Below are 17,886 nucleotides of genomic sequence, written 5' to 3'. Positions count from 1 at the left end.
ATCCTTCAGCCTGCCGATACAGGTTTATAGCACTTAGCCTTCATCTTACTTGTCAGTCGATGCGCCATGATGCAACCTTGCCGCAGGCAGCAGTAAAGAGGGCGCGAGCCCGGCGCGATCAGCAATTTCGAAGCGAGTTTCCCCATGAAAAGCCAACCCGATGCCGCCAGCCGTATGGCGGCCGAGGTAGTGACGCAGTTGCCTGTGCCCTCGCGGCTCGGCATGTTGCGTTTCGAACGGCTGAATGAAGCAAGCTGGGCGCTGCTATTTCTCGATCCCAATTGCGAACGCCAGTTCGGCCTGCCTGCCGTCGAACTCTGCGCCCTGGTGGGTTCGCCCTACGCCAGCCTGATGGAGCCCGAAGCGCGCTATCAGTTGCACGACACCATCCAGGAACAGCTGAGCAGCAGCCCCCATTACCTGATCCGCTACACCCTGCACACCGGCCAGGGCCCCTTGAGCATCCTGGAGCTGGGGGAAGCCTACAAACAGCACAACCGGCACCTGCTGCGCGGCTACCTGCTGGTCGTCGACGGCCTGTTCAGCGGCTCCGCGCCCATGCCGACCCAGGACCTGGAAACCCAGAACACCCGCCTGCAGATCGCCCTGGAACTCAACCAACGGGCCCAGCAGGAACAGCTACAGCACCTGGAACGGGTGCGCGCCCAGCAGGACCTGATTCTACTGCTGACCCGCCAGCGCTACAGCAGCGGCAACTCCCTGAAGGAAGCCGCCGAACTGATCACCCGCTGCGCCTGCGATATCTACCAGATCGACTGTGCCAGCATCTGGAACCTGGAAGACCGGCAACTGGTGCCGATTGCCGCCTACCATCGCGGTCCGCAGGAATACCGCATGCCGGAGTCCATCGACGCCAGCAGCTTTCCCGATTATCTGGAAGCCCTGCACAGCTCTCGCGCCATCGATGCGCAGAATGCCATGCGCGACCCGCGCACCCGGGAGATGGCCGAGAGCCTGCGTCCGCGGGACGTCAACGCCATGCTCGACGCCAGTATCCGCATCGACGGCCAGGTGGTCGGCGTCCTCTGCCTGGAACAGACCGGCATGACCCGCGCCTGGCAATCCGACGAGATCGCCTTCGCCGGCGAACTGGCGGACCAGTTCGCCCAGGTCATCAACAATCACAACCGACGCGCTGCCACCAGCGCCCTGCACCTGTTCCAGCGCGCCGTGGAACAGAGCGCCAACGCCTTCCTGCTGGTCAACTGCGACGGCGTGGTGGAGTACGTCAACCCGAGCTTCACCGCCATCACCCAGTACAGCACCGAAGAGGTCCACGGCCATCGCCTGTCCGAACTTCCGGCCCTGGAAAACCTCAGCGAACTGCTGTTCGATGCCCCCTCCAGCCTGGCCAAGAGCAACAGCTGGCAAGGCGAGTTCAAGAGCCGACGCAAGAACCTCGAGCCCTACTGGGGCCAGCTGTCGATCTCCAAGGTCTACGGCGACAATCGTGAGCTGACCCACTACATCGGCATCTACGAAGACATCACCCAGACCAAGCTCGCCCAGCAGCGCATCGAGCGCCTGGCCTACACCGACAACCTGACCAACCTTGGCAACCGCCCCGCGTTCATCCGCAACCTGGATGAGCGTTTCGCCCGAGACAGCGATACCCCGATCAGCCTGCTGCTGGTGGACATCGACAACTTCAAGCGGATCAACGACAGCCTCGGCCACCAGACCGGCGACAAACTGCTGATCAGCCTGGCCCGGCGCCTGCGCAACAGCCTGAACCCCAGCGGCAGCCTGGCGCGTTTTGCCAGCAACGAGTTCGCCGTGCTGCTGGACAACACCGACCTGGAATCCGGCCAACAGATCGCCAGCCAACTGCTGATGACCCTGGACAAGCCGATGTTCGTCGACAACCAGCTGATCAGCGTCACTGGCTCGGTGGGGCTGGCCAGTGCGCCGCTGCACGGCCGCGATCCCCAGACCCTGATGCGCAACGCCGGCCTGGCCCTGCACAAGGCCAAGGCCAACGGCAAGCACCAGGTGCAGGTGTTCACCGAGGCGCTCAACGCCGAAGCCAGCTACAAACTGTTCGTCGAGAACAACCTGCGTCGCGCCCTGACCCAGAACGAGCTGGACGTGTTCTACCAGCCCAAGCTGTGCCTGCGCAGCGGCCGCCTGCTGGGCATGGAAGCGCTGTTGCGCTGGAATCACCCGGAAAAGGGCATGATCCGTCCCGACCAGTTCATCAGCGTGGCGGAAGAAACCGGCCTGATCATCCCCATCGGCAAGTGGATCGCCCGTCAGGCCTGCCGCATGAGCAAACAGCTGACCGCCGCCGGCCTGGGCAACCTGCACGTGGCCATCAACCTGTCGCCCAAGCAGTTCTCCGACCCGGATCTGGTGGCCTCCATCGCCAGCATCCTCAGGGAAGAACAACTGCCGTCGTCACTGCTGGAGCTTGAGTTGACAGAGGGACTGTTGCTGGAAGCCACCGAGGACACCCACCAGCAGCTCGAACAACTGAAAAAGCTCGGCCTGACCTTGGCCATGGACGACTTCGGCACCGGCTATTCGTCCCTGAGCTACCTGAAGAAATTCCCCATCGACATCATCAAGATCGATCGCAGCTTCATCCATGAGATCCCGGACAACCAGGACGACATGGAAATCACCTCGGCGGTGATCGCCATGGCCCACAACCTGAAGATCAAGGTGGTCGCCGAAGGCATCGAAACCGCCGAGCAACTGGCGTTCCTGCGTCGCCATCGCTGCGACGTCGGCCAGGGCTACCTGTTTGACCGACCGATTCCGGGCACCGAGCTGATTGCCAAGCTCAAGCGCTATCCGCGCGGCCCAATTGCCTGACAGCGCTGTAACACTCGGGCAAACTGCGTGTCTATCTTCCTACTGACTCCCCAACCTGACTGGAGGACTGCCCCATGGTCTTGCGCTCGGAAATTCTGGTGAACAAAAACGTGCTTCCAACCAAAGAACAAGCCCTGCCCGGCCGTGAAACCCCTATGGCCGTGCCCGCCGAACACTACGTCAACGGCAACCCGCTACTGGGGCCTTTTCCAGGCAACGTGGAATTCGCCATCTTCGGCCTGGGCTGTTTCTGGGGCGCGGAGCGGCGCTTCTGGCAGCGCGAAGGCGTGTTCAGCACGTCCGTGGGGTATGCCGGCGGCTTCACCCCGAACCCGACCTACGAAGAAGTCTGCTCGGGCCTGACCGGGCATACCGAAGTGGTGCTGGTGGTGTATGAACCGGAGAAGGTCAGCTACCAGGAACTGCTGGCCATGTTCTGGGAACTGCACAACCCGACCCAGGGCATGCGCCAGGGCAACGACGTCGGCACCCAGTACCGCTCGGTGATCTACACCACCACCCCGACCCAGCTGGAGCAGGCACTGCACAGCAAGGACGTGTTCCAGGCGGAACTGACCAAGGCCGGCCTTGGCACCATCACCACTGAAATCGCAGAAGCGCCCACCGTCTACTTCGCCGAGGCCTATCACCAGCAGTACCTGGCGAAGAACCCGGAAGGCTACTGCGGCATCGGCGGCACCGGCGTGACCTGCCCAATCTGAGTTTTTCGCCGGCAAGCCGGCTCCTACAACCTCTCGTAGGAGCTGGCTTGCCAGCGAACACTTACTCCGCGATCAACCAGTCCATCTGCCAGCCGCCCTGGGTCTGACCGAGCTTCTTCGACAGCCAGGGCAGCAGCTCGCGCAACTCCTCCTCCAGGCCCCACGGCGGGTTGGCGATCGCCAGGCCAGAGCCGTTGAGGCTGTTGGGGGTATCCAGCGGATGCACCAGCAATTCCACCCGCAGCAGTTTCGGCGCGCCGGTGCCGGCCAGGTCCTGGTAGAAGCGCCGCAGGGCGCGCTGGTCCTTGACCGGGTACCAGATGGCCGCCACGGTCTGGCGCATGCGGCCAATGGCCTCCTTGAGCGATGCGGCGCAGCGCTGCATTTCGTCCAGTTGCTCGAAGGGCGGGTCGATCAGCATCACCGCGCGCTTCTCCGCCACCGGCAGCAAGGCCCGGGCCACATGCCAGCCCTCACCGAGGTGCACCGCCACCCGGCGATCACCCTTCATGTTGTCCTTGAGCAGCAGGCCGTCTTCCGGGTGTTTCTCGTTGAGCAGCACCCGATCCTGGGAGCGGGTCAGGCGCCGCGCCAGCTCCGGCGAGCCTGGGTAGTAACGCAGCTCGCCATCGGGGTTCATCTTGTGCAGCACCCGCATGTAATCGGCGGTCAGCGCCGGCAGATCCTGCTCGCCCCACAAGCGGGCGATGCCTTCCAGGTACTCGCCGGTCCGGCTCGCCTGGTCGCCCTTGAGGTCATACAGACCGATGCCGGCGTGGCTGTCGAGGTAGGCGAACGGCTGCTCCTTGCGCGACATCAGGGCGATGAGGCGGGTCAGGGTCAGGTGTTTGAAGACGTCGGCGTGATTGCCGGCGTGGAAGGCGTGACGATAGTTCATGGTTGCTCCTGCGCAGGAGCGCAAGTTTACCTTGTGCCGCAAGGCTCGTCAGGACAGACCATCGCATTGCCCCGGTACTGCCATCTTGCCCAAGCGCCGCACCTATTGGACACTGACCCGCCCGCCACCGAGCGGCGGATACAGCAAGCGGTTGCTGGCGACTCAGACACACGGGACCACTGACTGCTGCACTCAATAATGGATGAATGCTGAGTCGAGGATTTATGAAAGACGCAACGATTGCGCTGCACCATGGATTCAAGTCGGACCCGACCACCAAGGCCGTGGCCGTGCCCATCTATCAGAACGTCGCCTTCGAGTTCGACAACGCCCAGCACGGTGCCGACCTGTTCAACCTGGATGTGCCCGGCAACATCTACACCCGCATCATGAACCCCACCAACGATGTGCTGGAACAGCGCATCGCCGCCCTGGAAGGCGGGATCGCCGGGCTGGCGGTGGCCGCTGGCAGCGCCGCGATCCACTACGCGATCCAGACCCTGACCCAGGCCGGCGACAACGTCGTCTCGACGCCACAGCTGTACGGCGGCACCTACACCCTGTTCGCCCACCTGCTGCCGAGCTTCGGCGTCGAAGTGCGCTTCGCCCGGGACGATTCCCCTGCCGCCATCGCCGAGCTGATCGACGACAAGACCAAACTGGTGTACTGCGAAAGCATCGGCAACCCGGCGGGCAATATCGTCGACATCGAGGGCCTGGCCCAGGCCGCCCACGCCCGCAACGTGCCGCTGATGGTGGACAACACCGTGGCCACGCCGATCCTGTGCAAGCCGATCCAGTTCGGCGCCGACATCGTGGTGCATTCGGTGACCAAGTACGTCGGCGGCCACGGCAACTCCCTGGGCGGGGTGATCGTCGACAGCGGCAACTTCCCCTGGGCCGAGCATCCGCAGAAGTTCGCCAGCCTCAATACCCCGGAGCCGGCCTACCACGGCGTGGTCTACACCGAGAAATTCGGCCCGGCGGCCTTTATCGCCCGGGCCCGCACCGTGCCGTTGCGCAACACCGGCGCGGCGCTGGCGCCGATGAACGCCTTCCTGCTGCTGCAAGGCCTGGAAACCCTGGCCCTGCGCATGGAGCGCCATACCGATAACGCCATCAAGGTCGCGCAGTTTCTCAAGGACCACCCGCTGGTGGCCTGGGTCAGCTACGCCGGCCTGCCCGATCACCCGCACCATGAACTGGCGCGCAAGTACATGCAGGGCAAGCCGTCGGCGATCCTCTCCTTCGGCCTCAAGGGCGGCTACGCCGCGGGCGTGCGATTCTATGACGCCCTGCAGATCTTCAAGCGCCTGGTGAACATCGGCGACGCCAAGTCCCTGGCCTGCCACCCGGCCTCCACCACCCACAGGCAGATGAACGAAGAAGAGCAGGCCAAGGCCGGGGTCAAGCCGGAGATGATCCGTCTCTCGGTGGGCATCGAAGCCATCGAAGACCTGCTCGAAGACCTCGATCAGGCGCTGCGCCAGGCCTGAGCCCTGGGCCCGCCGCCTGAGGCTGGCGGGCCCTTGCCCCGAACTCATTCGCGTCGGCACCGACGCGCCCTCCCCCCAACAGCCCCCAGGACCCTCCCTTACCCGCAAAGGACTCAACCATGATTGTGCGTTACGTAAAGATCACCATGACCCTGGCTGTCGCGGCCTTCGCGCTGCTGGTGGCCTACAACAACATCAGCGACTACGGCTCCAACTTCGCCTTTGTCCAGCATGTGCTGAGCATGGACAGCGTGTTCCCCGACAACACCGCCACCGACCGCGCCGTGACCCTGCCGCTGCTGTGGAATCTCGGTTACTGGCTGATCATCGGCGGCGAAGCCCTGACCGGGGTGCTGCTGGTGGTCGGCGCGCTGCGCCTGTGGCTGGCACGGCACGGCGTCGCCAGCTACTTCAACCGCTCCAAGGGCTGGGCGATTGCCGGTTTCTGCCTGGGCTTCTGTGTCTGGTTCTTCGGCTTCATGGTGGTGGGCGGCGAGTGGTTCATGATGTGGCAGTCCAAGGTCTGGAACGGCCAGGACGCCGCCTTCAAGTTCTACATGGCGATCCTGGGGGTGCTGATCTTCCTCAACCAGCCCGACGCCGAGCTGCACTGACCCTCTGCACCGCAGAGCCACGGCGAGGCCACGCCAGCGGCTAGCCGAAGCGCAAAAAAAGCGGCCCGCTGCGGTAACGCAGCGGGCCGTTGTTCAGCGCCCTGGGAAGTCAGGGCCAGGCATTCGCACTCAGTGGTTGAGCTTGAAGTCCTTCTCGGCCGCTTCGAAACGCTGAACCATGCCAGCGGTCGGCGTGCCCATCTTGCTCACCAGCAGGATCGCCAGGCTGGCGAAGATGAAGCCCGGGATGATTTCGTACAGGCCCAGCAGAGCGAAGTGCTTCCACAGGATCACGGTGACGGCACCGACGATGATGCCGGCCAGCGCGCCGTTGCGGGTCATGCCTTTCCACATCACCGAGATCAACACCACAGGACCGAAGGCGGCGCCGAAACCGGCCCAGGCGTAGCTCACCAGGCCCAGTACGCGGTTTTCCGGGTTGGCCGCCATGGCGATGGCGATCAATGCCACCACCAGCACCATGGCACGACCGACCCATACCAGTTCCAGCTGCGAGGCGTGCTTACGCAGGAATGCCTTGTAGAAGTCTTCGGTCAGGGCGCTGGAGCACACCAGCAGCTGGCAGCTCAGGGTACTCATCACCGCCGCCAGGATGGCCGACAGCAGTACACCGGCAATCCACGGGTTGAACAGCAGCTTGGCCAGTTCGATGAACACCCGCTCAGGGTTTTCGCTCACAGGGCCGGCCACGTCCGGATGCGCCGAGAAGTAGGCGATGCCGAAGAAGCCCACGGCCACGGTGCCGCCCAGGCACAGGATCATCCAGGTCATGGAGATGCGACGCGCGTTGGCGATCGACTTCACCGAGTCCGCCGCCATGAAGCGCGCCAGGATGTGCGGCTGGCCGAAGTAGCCCAGGCCCCAGCCCATCAGCGAGATCACGCCGATGAAGGTGGTGTTCTTGAGCATGTCGAAGTTGGTCGGATCTTGAGCCTCGATAGCCAGGAAGGTGGTATCGACGCCACCGGTGGCCAGCAGCACGATGATCGGGGTCAGCAGCAGGGCGAAGATCATCAGGGTGGCTTGTACGGTATCTGTCCAGCTCACCGCCAGGAAACCACCGACAAAGGTGTAAGCAATGGTCGCGGCCGCGCCGGCCCACAGGGCTGTCTCGTAAGGCATGCCGAAGGTGCTTTCGAACAGACGGGCGCCGGCAACGATGCCGGAGGCGCAATAGATGGTGAAGAACACCAGGATCACCACCGCCGAGATGATCCGCAGCAGGCCGCTCTTGTCTTCGAAACGGCTGGAGAAGTAGTCCGGCAGGGTCAGGGCATCGCCGTTGTGCTCGGTCTGTACCCGCAGGCGACCGGCCACGAACAGCCAGTTCAGGTAGGCGCCGACGATCAGGCCGATGGCGATCCAGCTTTCCGACAGACCAGACATGTAGATGGCGCCCGGCAGGCCCATCAGCAACCAGCCACTCATGTCGGAAGCACCGGCGGAAAGCGCGGTCACCACGCTGCCCAGGCTACGGCCGCCCAGAATGTAGTCGGAAAGGTTGTTGGTGGAGCGATAGGCCATGAAACCGATCAGCACCATTGCTGCGATGTAGATCACGAAGGTGATCAGGGTGGGATTGCTTGCACTCATTGAGTTACGCCCTGGCTTTGTTTTTATGGTGCGGCGGTCACTGCCCGCCGCCGCCAAACGATGGTATTTGGCAGACGGTCAGGCGAGCCGCGCATTTATGACTGATGTTTCCCCAGGAAAGCCATCAGCCGATGAACCACCCCGAAAAGGGGGGCGGTTGCACCTTGGGCGCGAATCCTATGCAACAAAATGAACAAGGTGCAACCAATTTGCGGCGTTTAAGTTGCACCTTGTCGAATAATCGGCCACCGACGACGCTTTTGCCCCTTTTTGGAGCAAGAAAGCGATTTTTCAGAAGTAAATGCACCATCAGGAGGCAGGGCGGATCAGGCAGGAATTTTATTCCTGACAAGCTGCGGTTTTTTCCGTCTGAAAATGGGTTGCACCCGGTTGCACCTATTTCGGCGCACGGATAATCTTGCCGCCAGCTGATGCCACACGTGCGTGGCAAACATGAGGATAAAAATATGGCTACCACCACCCTCGGGGTCAAACTCGACGACCCAACCCGCGAGCGCCTCAAGGCCGCCGCGGCCTCGATCGATCGTACGCCGCACTGGCTGATCAAGCAGGCGATTTTCAATTACCTGGAAAAACTCGAGGGTGGTGCAACCCTGTCCGAGCTGAGCAGTGTCACCGCCAAAGACGGCGATGACGCCGGCGAGGTGCAGACCGATCACGCTCATCAATGCTTCCTCGAATTTGCCGAGAGCATCCTCCCGCAATCGGTACTGCGCGCCTCGATCACCGCCGCCTACCGGCGTCCGGAGCCGGAAGTGGTGCCAATGCTGCTGGAGCAGGCGCGCCTGCCGGCCGCCACCGCCGAAGCCGCGAACAAGCTGGCCGCCTCGATCGCCGAGAAGCTGCGCAACCAGAAGAGCGCCGGCGGCCGTGCCGGGATCGTCCAGGGCCTGCTGCAGGAATTCTCCCTGTCGTCCCAGGAAGGCGTGGCCCTGATGTGCCTGGCCGAAGCCCTGCTGCGCATCCCCGACAAGGGCACCCGTGACGCGCTGATCCGCGACAAGATCAGCACCGGCAACTGGCAGCCGCACCTGGGCAACAGCCCGTCGCTGTTCGTCAACGCCGCCACCTGGGGCCTGTTGCTCACCGGCAAGCTGGTGTCGACTCACAACGAGGCCGGACTGACCTCCTCCCTGAGCCGCATCATCGGCAAGAGCGGCGAGCCGATGATCCGCAAGGGCGTGGACATGGCCATGCGCCTGATGGGCGAGCAGTTCGTCACCGGCGAAACCATCGCCGAAGCCCTGGCCAACGCCAGCAAGTTCGAAGCCAAGGGCTTCCGCTATTCCTACGACATGCTCGGCGAAGCGGCACTGACCGAGCACGACGCGCAGAAATACCTCGCCTCCTACGAGCAGGCCATCCATTCCATTGGCAAGGCCTCCCACGGCCGCGGCATCTATGAAGGCCCGGGCATCTCGATCAAGCTCTCGGCCCTGCACCCGCGCTACAGCCGCGCCCAGTACGAGCGCGTGATGGAAGAGCTGTACCCGCGCCTGCTGTCCCTGACCCTGCTGGCCAAGCAGTACGACATCGGCCTGAACATCGACGCCGAGGAAGCCGACCGCCTGGAGCTGTCCCTGGACCTGCTGGAGCGCCTGTGCTTCGAGCCGCAGCTGACCGGCTGGAACGGTATCGGCTTCGTGATCCAGGCCTACCAGAAGCGCTGCCCATACGTGATCGACTACGTGATCGATCTGGCCCGCCGCAGCCGTCACCGCCTGATGATCCGCCTGGTGAAGGGCGCCTACTGGGACAGCGAGATCAAGCGCGCCCAGGTCGAAGGCCTGGAAGGCTATCCGGTCTACACCCGCAAGGTGTACACCGACGTTTCCTACATTGCCTGCGCACGCAAGCTGCTGTCGGTGCCGGAAGTCATCTACCCGCAGTTCGCCACCCACAACGCCCACACCCTGTCCGCGATCTACCACATTGCCGGTCAGAACTATTACCCCGGCCAGTACGAGTTCCAGTGCCTGCACGGCATGGGCGAACCGCTGTACGAGCAAGTGGTGGGCAAGGTCGCCGATGGCAAGCTGAACCGTCCGTGCCGCGTGTACGCACCGGTCGGCACCCACGAAACCCTGCTGGCCTACCTGGTTCGCCGCCTGCTGGAAAACGGCGCCAACACCTCGTTCGTCAACCGTATTGCCGACCAGTCGATCTCGATCCAGGAACTGGTGGCCGACCCGGTGGCGCAGATCGAGCAGATGGCCACCCTGGAAGGCGGCTTCGGCCTGCCGCACCCGCGCATTCCGCTGCCGCGTGACCTGTATGGCAGCGAACGCGCCAACTCCGCGGGCATCGACATGGCCAACGAACACCGCCTGGCATCGCTGTCCTGCGCGCTGCTGGCCACCGCCCACAACCACTGGAAAGCCGCGCCGATGCTCGGTTGCGCCGCCAGCAACGAAACCCCGGCGCCGGTCCTCAACCCGTCGGACCATCGCGATGTGGTGGGCCACGTTCAGGAAGCCACGGTCGAAGATGTCGACAACGCCATCCAGTGCGCCCTGAATGCCGCGCCGATCTGGCAGGCCACGCCGCCGGCCGAACGCGCCGCGATCCTCGAACGCGCCGCCGACCTGATGGAAGGCGAGATCCAGCCACTAATGGGCCTGCTGGCTCGCGAGGCCGGCAAGACCTTCGCCAACGCCATCGCCGAAGTGCGTGAAGCCGTGGACTTCCTGCGTTACTACGCGGTGCAGGCACGCAACGACTTTAGCAACGACGCCCATCGTCCGCTGGGCCCCGTGGTGTGCATCAGCCCGTGGAACTTCCCGCTGGCGATCTTCAGTGGCCAGGTGGCCGCCGCCCTGGCCGCCGGCAACCCGGTACTGGCCAAGCCGGCCGAACAGACTCCGCTGGTGGCGGCCCAGGCCGTGCGCCTGCTGCTGGAAGCCGGGATTCCCGAAGGCGTGCTGCAACTGCTGCCGGGCCAGGGCGAAAGCGTCGGTGCCCGCCTGGTGGGTGACGAACGCGTCAAGGGCGTGATGTTCACCGGTTCCACCGAAGTCGCGCGCCTGCTGCAACGCAACATCGCCGGGCGCCTGGACAACCAGGGCCGGCCGATCCCGCTGATCGCTGAAACCGGCGGCCAGAACGCAATGATCGTCGACTCCTCGGCCCTGACCGAACAAGTGGTCATCGACGTGGTGTCCTCGGCCTTCGACAGCGCCGGCCAGCGTTGCTCGGCCCTGCGCGTGCTGTGCCTGCAGGAAGATTCCGCCGACCGCGTGATCGAAATGCTCAAGGGCGCCATGGCCGAAAGCCGCCTGGGCAACCCGGAGCGCCTGTCGGTGGACATCGGCCCGGTGATCGACGCCGAAGCCAAGGCTGGCATCGAGAAGCACATCCAGGCCATGCGCGACAAAGGTCGCAGCGTGTACCAGATGGCCATTGCCGACAGCGAAGAATGCAAGCGCGGCACCTTTGTCATGCCGACCCTGATCGAGCTGGAAAGCTTCGACGAGCTGCAACGCGAGATCTTCGGTCCGGTGCTGCACGTGGTGCGCTACAAGCGCAAGGACATCGACCAGCTGATCGCCCAGATCAATGCTTCCGGCTATGGCCTGACCCTGGGTGTGCACACCCGGATCGACGAAACCATCGCCAAGGTGGTGGACAACGTCCACGCCGGTAACGTCTACGTCAACCGCAACATCGTCGGTGCCGTGGTCGGCGTGCAGCCGTTCGGCGGCGAAGGCCTGTCGGGCACCGGCCCGAAAGCCGGCGGCCCGCTGTACCTGTACCGCCTGCTGTCGACCCGTCCAGTGGACGCCATCGAGCAGTCCTTCGCCCGTGCCGATGCCGAGAACGCCCCGGACCTGCGCCTGCGCGAAGCCCTCGGCAAGCCGCTCAATGCCCTGCAAGCCTGGGCCGAGAGCAACAAGCTGGCGGAACTGGCGACCCTGTGCAAACAGTTCGCCGGCCAGTCGCAAAGCGGCATCACCCGCCAACTGACCGGCCCGACCGGCGAACGCAACAGCTATGCGATCCTGCCTCGCGAGCACGTGCTGTGCCTGGCGGAAATCGAAGGCGATCTGCTGGCCCAACTGGCGGCGGTGCTGGCGGTTGGCGGTTCGGCGGTGTGGCCCGAAAGCGACCTCGGCAAGGCATTGTTCGCCCGTCTGCCGAAGGACGTGCAGGCACGCATCCAGCGTGTGGCCGACTGGACCAAGGACGAAGTGGTATTCGACGCGGTCCTGCATCATGGCGACTCGGACCAACTGCGCGGCGTTTGCCAGCAAGTAGCCCAGCGCGCCGGCGCCATCGTCGGCGTCCAGGGCCTGTCCCAGGGCGAGACGGCGATTGCCCTGGAGCGCCTGGTGATCGAGCGCGCCCTGAGCGTCAACACCGCGGCGGCCGGCGGCAACGCCAGCCTGATGACCATCGGCTGATCGCCGAAGGTTCTGCTGCATCGATGGGCGCCCTGACCGGCGCCCATTTTTTTGCCCGTCCTCTGTAGGAGCCGGCTTGCCGGCGAAGAGGCCCTTGAGCCCTGCATCGCCCTCCCATGAAGCCTTCGCGGGCAAGCCCGCTCCTGCAGAAGCCGACGCCTATCGAGGTTTTTTGGGCTTTTCATCACCGAAATCAATCTTGCTATTCAGCGTTTATTCACGCGACTAGACTCGGCCCATTCCCTATCCCACAGGTATGCCGCCATGTCCGAGACGCTGCTCAGTTCCCGCAATCTGGCCTTTGAGCTGTACGAGGTGCTCGACGCCGAGGGCCTGACTCAGCGCGAGCGGTTTGCCGAGCACAATCGCGAAACCTTCGACGCCGCCATCGGCACCGCGCGCAGCATCGCCGAGAAGTACTTTGCCCCGCACAACCGCAAGGGCGATGAGAACGAACCACGCTACGAAGACGGCCAGGCGAGGCTGATTCCTGAAGTGAAACCGGCGGTGGATGCCTTCCTTGAGGCTGGCTTTCTCAATGCAGCCCGCAGTTTCGAGGCCGGCGGCATGCAGTTGCCAACCCTGTTGTCCCAGGCCTGTTTCGCGCACTTTCAGGCAGCTAACGCGGCCACAACCTCCTATCCGTTCCTGACCATGGGCGCGGCCAACCTGATCGAGAGCTTCGGCACCCAGGAGCAGAAACAACGCTTCCTGCAGCCGATGATCGACGGGCGCTTCTTCGGCACCATGGCCCTGACCGAGCCCCATGCCGGCTCCTCGCTGGCCGATATCCGCACCCGTGCCAAACCGGCTGCCGACGGCAGCTACCGGCTCAAGGGCAACAAGATCTTCATCTCCGGCGGCGACCATCCGCTGTCGGAAAACATCGTGCACATGGTCCTGGCCAAGCTGCCGGACGCGCCCCCCGGGGTGAAGGGCATTTCGCTGTTTATCGTGCCCAAGTTCCTGGTCAACGACGACGGCAGCCTGGGGCCGCGCAACGACGTGCTGCTGGCCGGGCTGTTCCACAAGATGGGCTGGCGCGGCACCACCTCCACCGCGCTGAACTTCGGCGATAACGGCCACTGCGTCGGCTATTTGGTGGGCCAGCCGCACCAGGGCCTGAGCTACATGTTCCAGATGATGAACGAGGCACGGATCGGCGTCGGCATGGGCGCGGTGATGCTCGGTTATGCCGGCTATCTGTATTCCCTGGAATACGCCCGCGAACGCCCGCAAGGTCGCCTGCCGGACAGCAAGGACCCGAGCACCGCGCCGGTATCGATCATCCAGCACGCCGATGTCAGGCGCATGCTGCTGACCCAGAAGGCCTACGTCGAAGGCGCCTTCGACCTGGGGCTGTATGCGGCGCGGCTGTTCGACGACACCACCACCCTGGCCGACGAGGCCGAGCGCCGGCAGGCCCATGAATTGCTGGACCTGCTGACCCCGATCGTCAAATCCTGGCCGTCGGAGTTCTGCCTCAAGGCCAACGAGCTGGCGATCCAGATCCTCGGCGGCCACGGCTATACCCGGGAATACCCGGTGGAGCAGTACTACCGCGATAACCGCCTGAACCCGATCCATGAAGGCACCCACGGCATCCAGTCCCTCGACCTGCTGGGACGCAAGCTGGCGCAGAACGGCGGTGCCGGGCTCAAGCGCCTGATCCGCCTGATCGCCGAGACGGGCGAGCGGGCCCGCGCCCATCCGTCGCTGGATGCCCTGCGTCAGCCTCTGGAGCAACTGGTGTCGCGCTTGCAGAGCGTGACCCTGGGTCTGCTGGGGGACCTGGCCAGTGGCAAGGTCACGGCGACCCTGGCCAACTCGGCGCTGTATCTGAAGGTGTTCGGCCACGCGGTGGTCGGTTGGCGCTGGCTGGAGCAAGCCATCAGGGCCGAGGAAGGACTGGCCCGCGACGTGGCGGCGGATCGGGATTTCTATCGGGGCAAGTTGCAGGCCGCACGCTACTTCCTGACCTGGGAAGTGCCGGCCTGCCAGCATGAACTGACCCTGCTGGAAGCGCGGGACGCCACCTGCCTGGAGATGCAGGACGCCTGGTTCTGAGGCCGAGGCGGCCTGACATACCGCGCGCTATTCGCTGGCAAGCCAGCTCCTACCAGAAGGTTCACACCACACCCGTAGGAGCCGGCTTGCCGGCGAAAGCGTCCCTCCTGACACACCGCAGCGCGCGGTTCGCTGGCAAGCCAGCTCCTACCAGAAGGTTCACACCACACCCGTAGGAGCCGGCTTGCCGGCGAAAGCGTCCCTCCTGATACACCGCAGCGCGCGGTTCGCTGGCAAGCCAGCTCCTACCGGAAGGTTCACCCCCACCCGTAGGAGCCGGCTTGCCGGCGAAAGCGGCGGGCCTGGCACACTGCAGCATGCGGTTCGCTGGCAGGCCCGCGCCTCTGGCGGTCAGTGCAGCTTGAAGCCGCCCACCTGGCGCACCAGATCCTCGGCCAGGCGCTGCAGGGTCCGGCAATCTTCACGACAGCCATGCACTTCGCCCGCCGTGGCCCGGGCCAGATCGGAAATCCCCCGCACCGTGCGGTTGATCTCTTCGGTCACCGCCGACTGCTGCTCCGTGGCCGTGGCCACTTGCTGATTCATGTCGCTGATGCGCTCCACTTGCCCGGTGATCGCGGTCAGCGAGGCGCCGGTACGCTGGCTGGATTCAACACCGGTGCCCGTCGCGGTCTGCCCGGCATGCATCGAGGTCACCGCGTTCTCCGCCCCTTGCTTAAGGCTCTGGATCATCTGCTGGATTTCATCGGTGGAGGCCTGAGTACGCTGGGCCAGGGTGCGCACTTCATCGGCAACCACGGCAAAGCCGCGACCCATGTCGCCAGCCCGGGCCGCTTCGATGGCGGCATTGAGGGCCAGCAGGTTGGTCTGTTCGGAAACCCCGCGAATCACCGCCAGTACCTGATCGATGGAGGCCACCTGTTCCGCCAGCTCGCCCACGGCGCCTGCGGCCAGCGCGATTTCCCCGGACATGCTCTCGATATGCCGGATCGAACCGCCCACCACTTCCTGGGCCTGCTGGGCTTCATCCCGAGCCGCCTGGGAAGCGTCCGCCGCCTGCCCTGCATTGCGCGCAATGTCCTGGACCGTCAGGCCCATCTGGTGCACCGCGGTGGCCACCGTGTCGGTCATCTCCTGTTGCTGTCCGGAGCGCTCGGCGGTGTTCTCCACCACCGCCGCCACCTGGCGCACCGAGGAACGCAGGCGTTCGGTGGTGGCCAGCACCTCGCCGATCATGCCGCGCTGGCTGTCGAGGAAGCGGTTGAACCCCCGGGCCAGGTCCCCCAGTTCGTCGGCGCGGCTGGCGTCCAGGCGCAGGGTCAGGTCACCGCCGCCGCTGCCGATGGCCACCAGCCCCTCGGTCACTTGCCGGACCGGACGCACCAAGCCGCGGGCCAGCAGCACCACCAGCACCAGGCAGACCGCGGCAATGCCCAGGCCGATCAGGCTGGTGAGCCAGATCGCGCGGTGCGCCTCGGCGTAGATCTGCGCCTGCGGCACCTCGGCCACCAGGCTCCAGCCAAAGCCGCGCAGGGGCAGGCTCAGGGCCAGGTAATCTTCGTCGTCGCGCTGGAAATGAGTGCTGGTCAGGCCTTCATGCCCCATCAGCGCCTCGGCGGCGGTCGCGCCGATCTGCTCGGACAACTGTCGCTTGCCACTGAACTCGGCGTCCGGATGCACCTGGATCAAACCATCGCTGCGCACCAGGAACACCCGGCCGCGCTCGCCAAAGCTGTAGTCGTGAATCAGCCTGGATAGCTCGGTCATGCGCAAGCCCAGGCCGGTGACGCCCACCAGCTCACCGTCTTTCTCGACCCGGTAGTTGATGAACAGCGCCAGCTCGCCGCTGGCAACGTCGATATCGATGTTCAGCACCCGCGGCTTGCCGCCGTCGATGAAGCGATAGAACCAGACGTCCTTGGGGTTATCCCGACTGAGGGTCCGGTCCAGGCCTTTCTGGTTGTAATAATGATGGCTGAGCGGGCTGGCCATCATGGTGGTGAAGGCCTGGTTCTCGGCGCGGATATCTTCCAGGTAGCTGATGTACTGCGGCGCCTGGGCCGGGTCTTCGCCCGCCGCCAGCCAGTCGCGCAGCATGCCATTGCCGGCCAGGTCGCGGGCGGCGGTCAGCGGCTGGGTGAGAATGCGCTCGATATCGTTGCGCATGGCTTCGATGCTCGAAGGTAGCGCCCTGTCCACCAGGTAGTTCTGGGTCAGGTGATTGATCAGTACCGTGTAGATGGCTACTACCACCAGCAGGCTGACCAGCAGGGCCGATCCCATGCTGAGGATCAGCTGCCATTGAATACTGCGTCGCCAGAATTGCATGGAACACCTCTTTCTTATGGTTATAAGAGGCTGAGATACCGCGCCAGCCGCGGAAGGTTGTATACAAACAATGACTCTGCTTGTCCAACCCATCACCCGCAGGCTGTGTGCACTTCCATCAATTCTGTTGAATGGTCTTGGCGATCACCTCGACGGTGGCGCTCACCTGCTCCTGATAGCGCTCCAGCTCCTGGGCATGCTGTTTTTTCATTTCGATCTGCTGCGAACACAGGTTCATCGCCGCCAGCACCAGCAGGCGCTCGCCGATCAGCGTCGGGTATTTGCGCTTGGTGTCGGCCAGGGCCGCCTTGAGCATCAGCGCGGCGTCCATGAGGGTCTGCTCCTCGCCGGCCGGGGCCTTGATCGAGTAATCCTCGCCCAGGATCGAGATCACCTTGACCCCATCGATAGGGTGCCTCATGGGGTGACCGGACCTGCGCTGACGCGCTCAACCAGGGCCTGGATACGGGCGGCGGTCGCGCCTTGTTTCTCTTCCTGCTCCATCAGGCTCAGTTGCAGGCTTTCGTTTTCATCCTTGGCCTGGCTCAGTTGTTCCTTGAGGGCTGCGTTCGTGCCAAGCAGCTCCTGGTTCTGTAGCACCAGGTCGCTGACCAGCTGTTCCAATTGGCTGAGGGATGCTTCCAACATTTTGATCTTCCAGGCTTTTTGCAAAGGGCGCGTACGATAAAGAAAAGTCACCTCGGATACCAGGGCTATCCGGGCGCAAGGCCTTGATTTTACTGGCGATGACCCTTCCGCGAGAGCTGCTAGAGACTGTCATTCGTCCCCTGGGTTCCTGACACTCCGTCGGTCGATCAGGACTTTTCTGACATTTCCCAACGAGCACTCAGATTTTTCTGAAACTGCTCCTGACGATTCAAGAAGCACTTTTTCAACGCGATAGCACAGGTACTTCCCAGCCCCACA

11 protein-coding genes and 1 pseudogene are annotated in these 17,886 nt (G+C 64.0%); 6 read left to right on the top strand and 6 right to left on the bottom strand.

The genetic code is table 11. The features are described from left to right. The first annotated feature begins 144 nt into the window (after positions 1 to 144). Positions 145 to 2,838, top strand: a complete 2,694-nt coding sequence (locus tag BLV47_RS25915) for a sensor domain-containing phosphodiesterase (RefSeq protein ID WP_092318985.1) — start codon at positions 145 to 147, stop codon at positions 2,836 to 2,838. Positions 2,839 to 2,912: 74 nt separating this feature from the next. Then, positions 2,913 to 3,560 (top strand): peptide-methionine (S)-S-oxide reductase MsrA, encoded by a 648-nt coding sequence (msrA, locus tag BLV47_RS25910; protein WP_092318983.1) that lies wholly within the window; start codon positions 2,913 to 2,915, stop codon positions 3,558 to 3,560. A gap of 61 nt (positions 3,561 to 3,621) precedes the next feature. Here msrA and BLV47_RS25905 read toward each other — a convergent pair whose 3' ends face one another. Next, positions 3,622 to 4,458, bottom strand: a complete 837-nt coding sequence (locus BLV47_RS25905) for a 23S rRNA (adenine(2030)-N(6))-methyltransferase RlmJ (RefSeq protein ID WP_092318981.1) — start codon at positions 4,456 to 4,458, stop codon at positions 3,622 to 3,624. A 224-nt stretch (positions 4,459 to 4,682) separates the two neighbouring features. Here BLV47_RS25905 and BLV47_RS25900 point away from each other — a divergent pair, with 224 nt between their 5' ends. Continuing rightward, positions 4,683 to 5,954: an O-acetylhomoserine aminocarboxypropyltransferase/cysteine synthase family protein gene (locus BLV47_RS25900; RefSeq protein ID WP_092318979.1), complete on the top strand. Its 1,272-nt coding sequence runs from the start codon at positions 4,683 to 4,685 to the stop codon at positions 5,952 to 5,954. Between the two features lie 119 nt (positions 5,955 to 6,073). Beyond that, the gene (locus BLV47_RS25895; RefSeq protein ID WP_060837205.1) at positions 6,074 to 6,568 is read left to right on the top strand and encodes a DUF2165 family protein; all 495 of its coding nucleotides are present in this window, start codon (positions 6,074 to 6,076) and stop codon (positions 6,566 to 6,568) included. Between the two features lie 129 nt (positions 6,569 to 6,697). On the opposite strand, the gene putP is transcribed toward BLV47_RS25895, so the two are convergent. Continuing rightward, positions 6,698 to 8,182, bottom strand: a complete 1,485-nt coding sequence (gene putP, locus BLV47_RS25890) for a sodium/proline symporter PutP (protein ID WP_047301260.1) — start codon at positions 8,180 to 8,182, stop codon at positions 6,698 to 6,700. Between the two features lie 467 nt (positions 8,183 to 8,649). On the opposite strand from putP, the gene putA reads away from it, so the two are divergent. Together putA and BLV47_RS25880 are read left to right on the top strand one after the other, a co-directional pair. After that, a complete protein-coding gene (gene putA, locus BLV47_RS25885; protein WP_092318977.1) occupies positions 8,650 to 12,603 on the top strand; it encodes a trifunctional transcriptional regulator/proline dehydrogenase/L-glutamate gamma-semialdehyde dehydrogenase in 3,954 nt (1,317 codons plus the stop codon). Between the two features lie 264 nt (positions 12,604 to 12,867). Then, positions 12,868 to 14,670, top strand: a complete 1,803-nt coding sequence (locus BLV47_RS25880; protein ID WP_092318975.1) for an acyl-CoA dehydrogenase — start codon at positions 12,868 to 12,870, stop codon at positions 14,668 to 14,670. 351 nt (positions 14,671 to 15,021) lie between these two features. On the opposite strand, the gene BLV47_RS37180 is transcribed toward BLV47_RS25880, so the two are convergent. The 4 genes and pseudogenes from BLV47_RS37180 to BLV47_RS25865 form a co-directional block, all read right to left on the bottom strand. Beyond that, on the bottom strand, positions 15,022 to 15,762 hold the full coding sequence (locus tag BLV47_RS37180) for a methyl-accepting chemotaxis protein (protein WP_371921011.1): 741 nt from the start codon (positions 15,760 to 15,762) through the stop codon (positions 15,022 to 15,024). Between the two features lie 126 nt (positions 15,763 to 15,888). After that, positions 15,889 to 16,914: pseudogene (locus BLV47_RS37175) on the bottom strand (HAMP domain-containing protein); the annotation flags it as partial. Between the two features lie 163 nt (positions 16,915 to 17,077). Further along, positions 17,078 to 17,380, bottom strand: a complete 303-nt coding sequence (locus BLV47_RS25870; protein ID WP_092318971.1) for a cell division protein ZapA — start codon at positions 17,378 to 17,380, stop codon at positions 17,078 to 17,080. After that, on the bottom strand, positions 17,377 to 17,607 hold the full coding sequence (locus BLV47_RS25865) for a hypothetical protein (protein ID WP_092318969.1): 231 nt from the start codon (positions 17,605 to 17,607) through the stop codon (positions 17,377 to 17,379). The genes BLV47_RS25870 and BLV47_RS25865 overlap by 4 nt, the downstream gene beginning before the upstream one ends. Between the last annotated feature and the right edge of the window lie 279 nt (positions 17,608 to 17,886).

This window comes from Pseudomonas saponiphila (genome assembly GCF_900105185.1).
GTDB lineage: Bacteria > Pseudomonadota > Gammaproteobacteria > Pseudomonadales > Pseudomonadaceae > Aquipseudomonas > Aquipseudomonas saponiphila.
Note: the sequence above shows the minus strand (reverse complement) of the source record. Positions and strands in the feature narration are given on the sequence as shown.

Coding starts and splice junctions, on each gene's coding strand:
- BLV47_RS25915 (WP_092318985.1), top strand. CDS start 145: ATGAAAAGCCAACCCGATGCCGCCAGCCGTATGGCGGCCGAGGTAGTG.
- msrA (WP_092318983.1), top strand. CDS start 2,913: ATGGTCTTGCGCTCGGAAATTCTGGTGAACAAAAACGTGCTTCCAACC.
- BLV47_RS25905 (WP_092318981.1), bottom strand. CDS start 4,458: ATGAACTATCGTCACGCCTTCCACGCCGGCAATCACGCCGACGTCTTC.
- BLV47_RS25900 (WP_092318979.1), top strand. CDS start 4,683: ATGAAAGACGCAACGATTGCGCTGCACCATGGATTCAAGTCGGACCCG.
- BLV47_RS25895 (WP_060837205.1), top strand. CDS start 6,074: ATGATTGTGCGTTACGTAAAGATCACCATGACCCTGGCTGTCGCGGCC.
- putP (WP_047301260.1), bottom strand. CDS start 8,182: ATGAGTGCAAGCAATCCCACCCTGATCACCTTCGTGATCTACATCGCA.
- putA (WP_092318977.1), top strand. CDS start 8,650: ATGGCTACCACCACCCTCGGGGTCAAACTCGACGACCCAACCCGCGAG.
- BLV47_RS25880 (WP_092318975.1), top strand. CDS start 12,868: ATGTCCGAGACGCTGCTCAGTTCCCGCAATCTGGCCTTTGAGCTGTAC.
- BLV47_RS37180 (WP_371921011.1), bottom strand. CDS start 15,762: ATGACCGACACGGTGGCCACCGCGGTGCACCAGATGGGCCTGACGGTC.
- BLV47_RS25870 (WP_092318971.1), bottom strand. CDS start 17,380: ATGAGGCACCCTATCGATGGGGTCAAGGTGATCTCGATCCTGGGCGAG.
- BLV47_RS25865 (WP_092318969.1), bottom strand. CDS start 17,607: ATGTTGGAAGCATCCCTCAGCCAATTGGAACAGCTGGTCAGCGACCTG.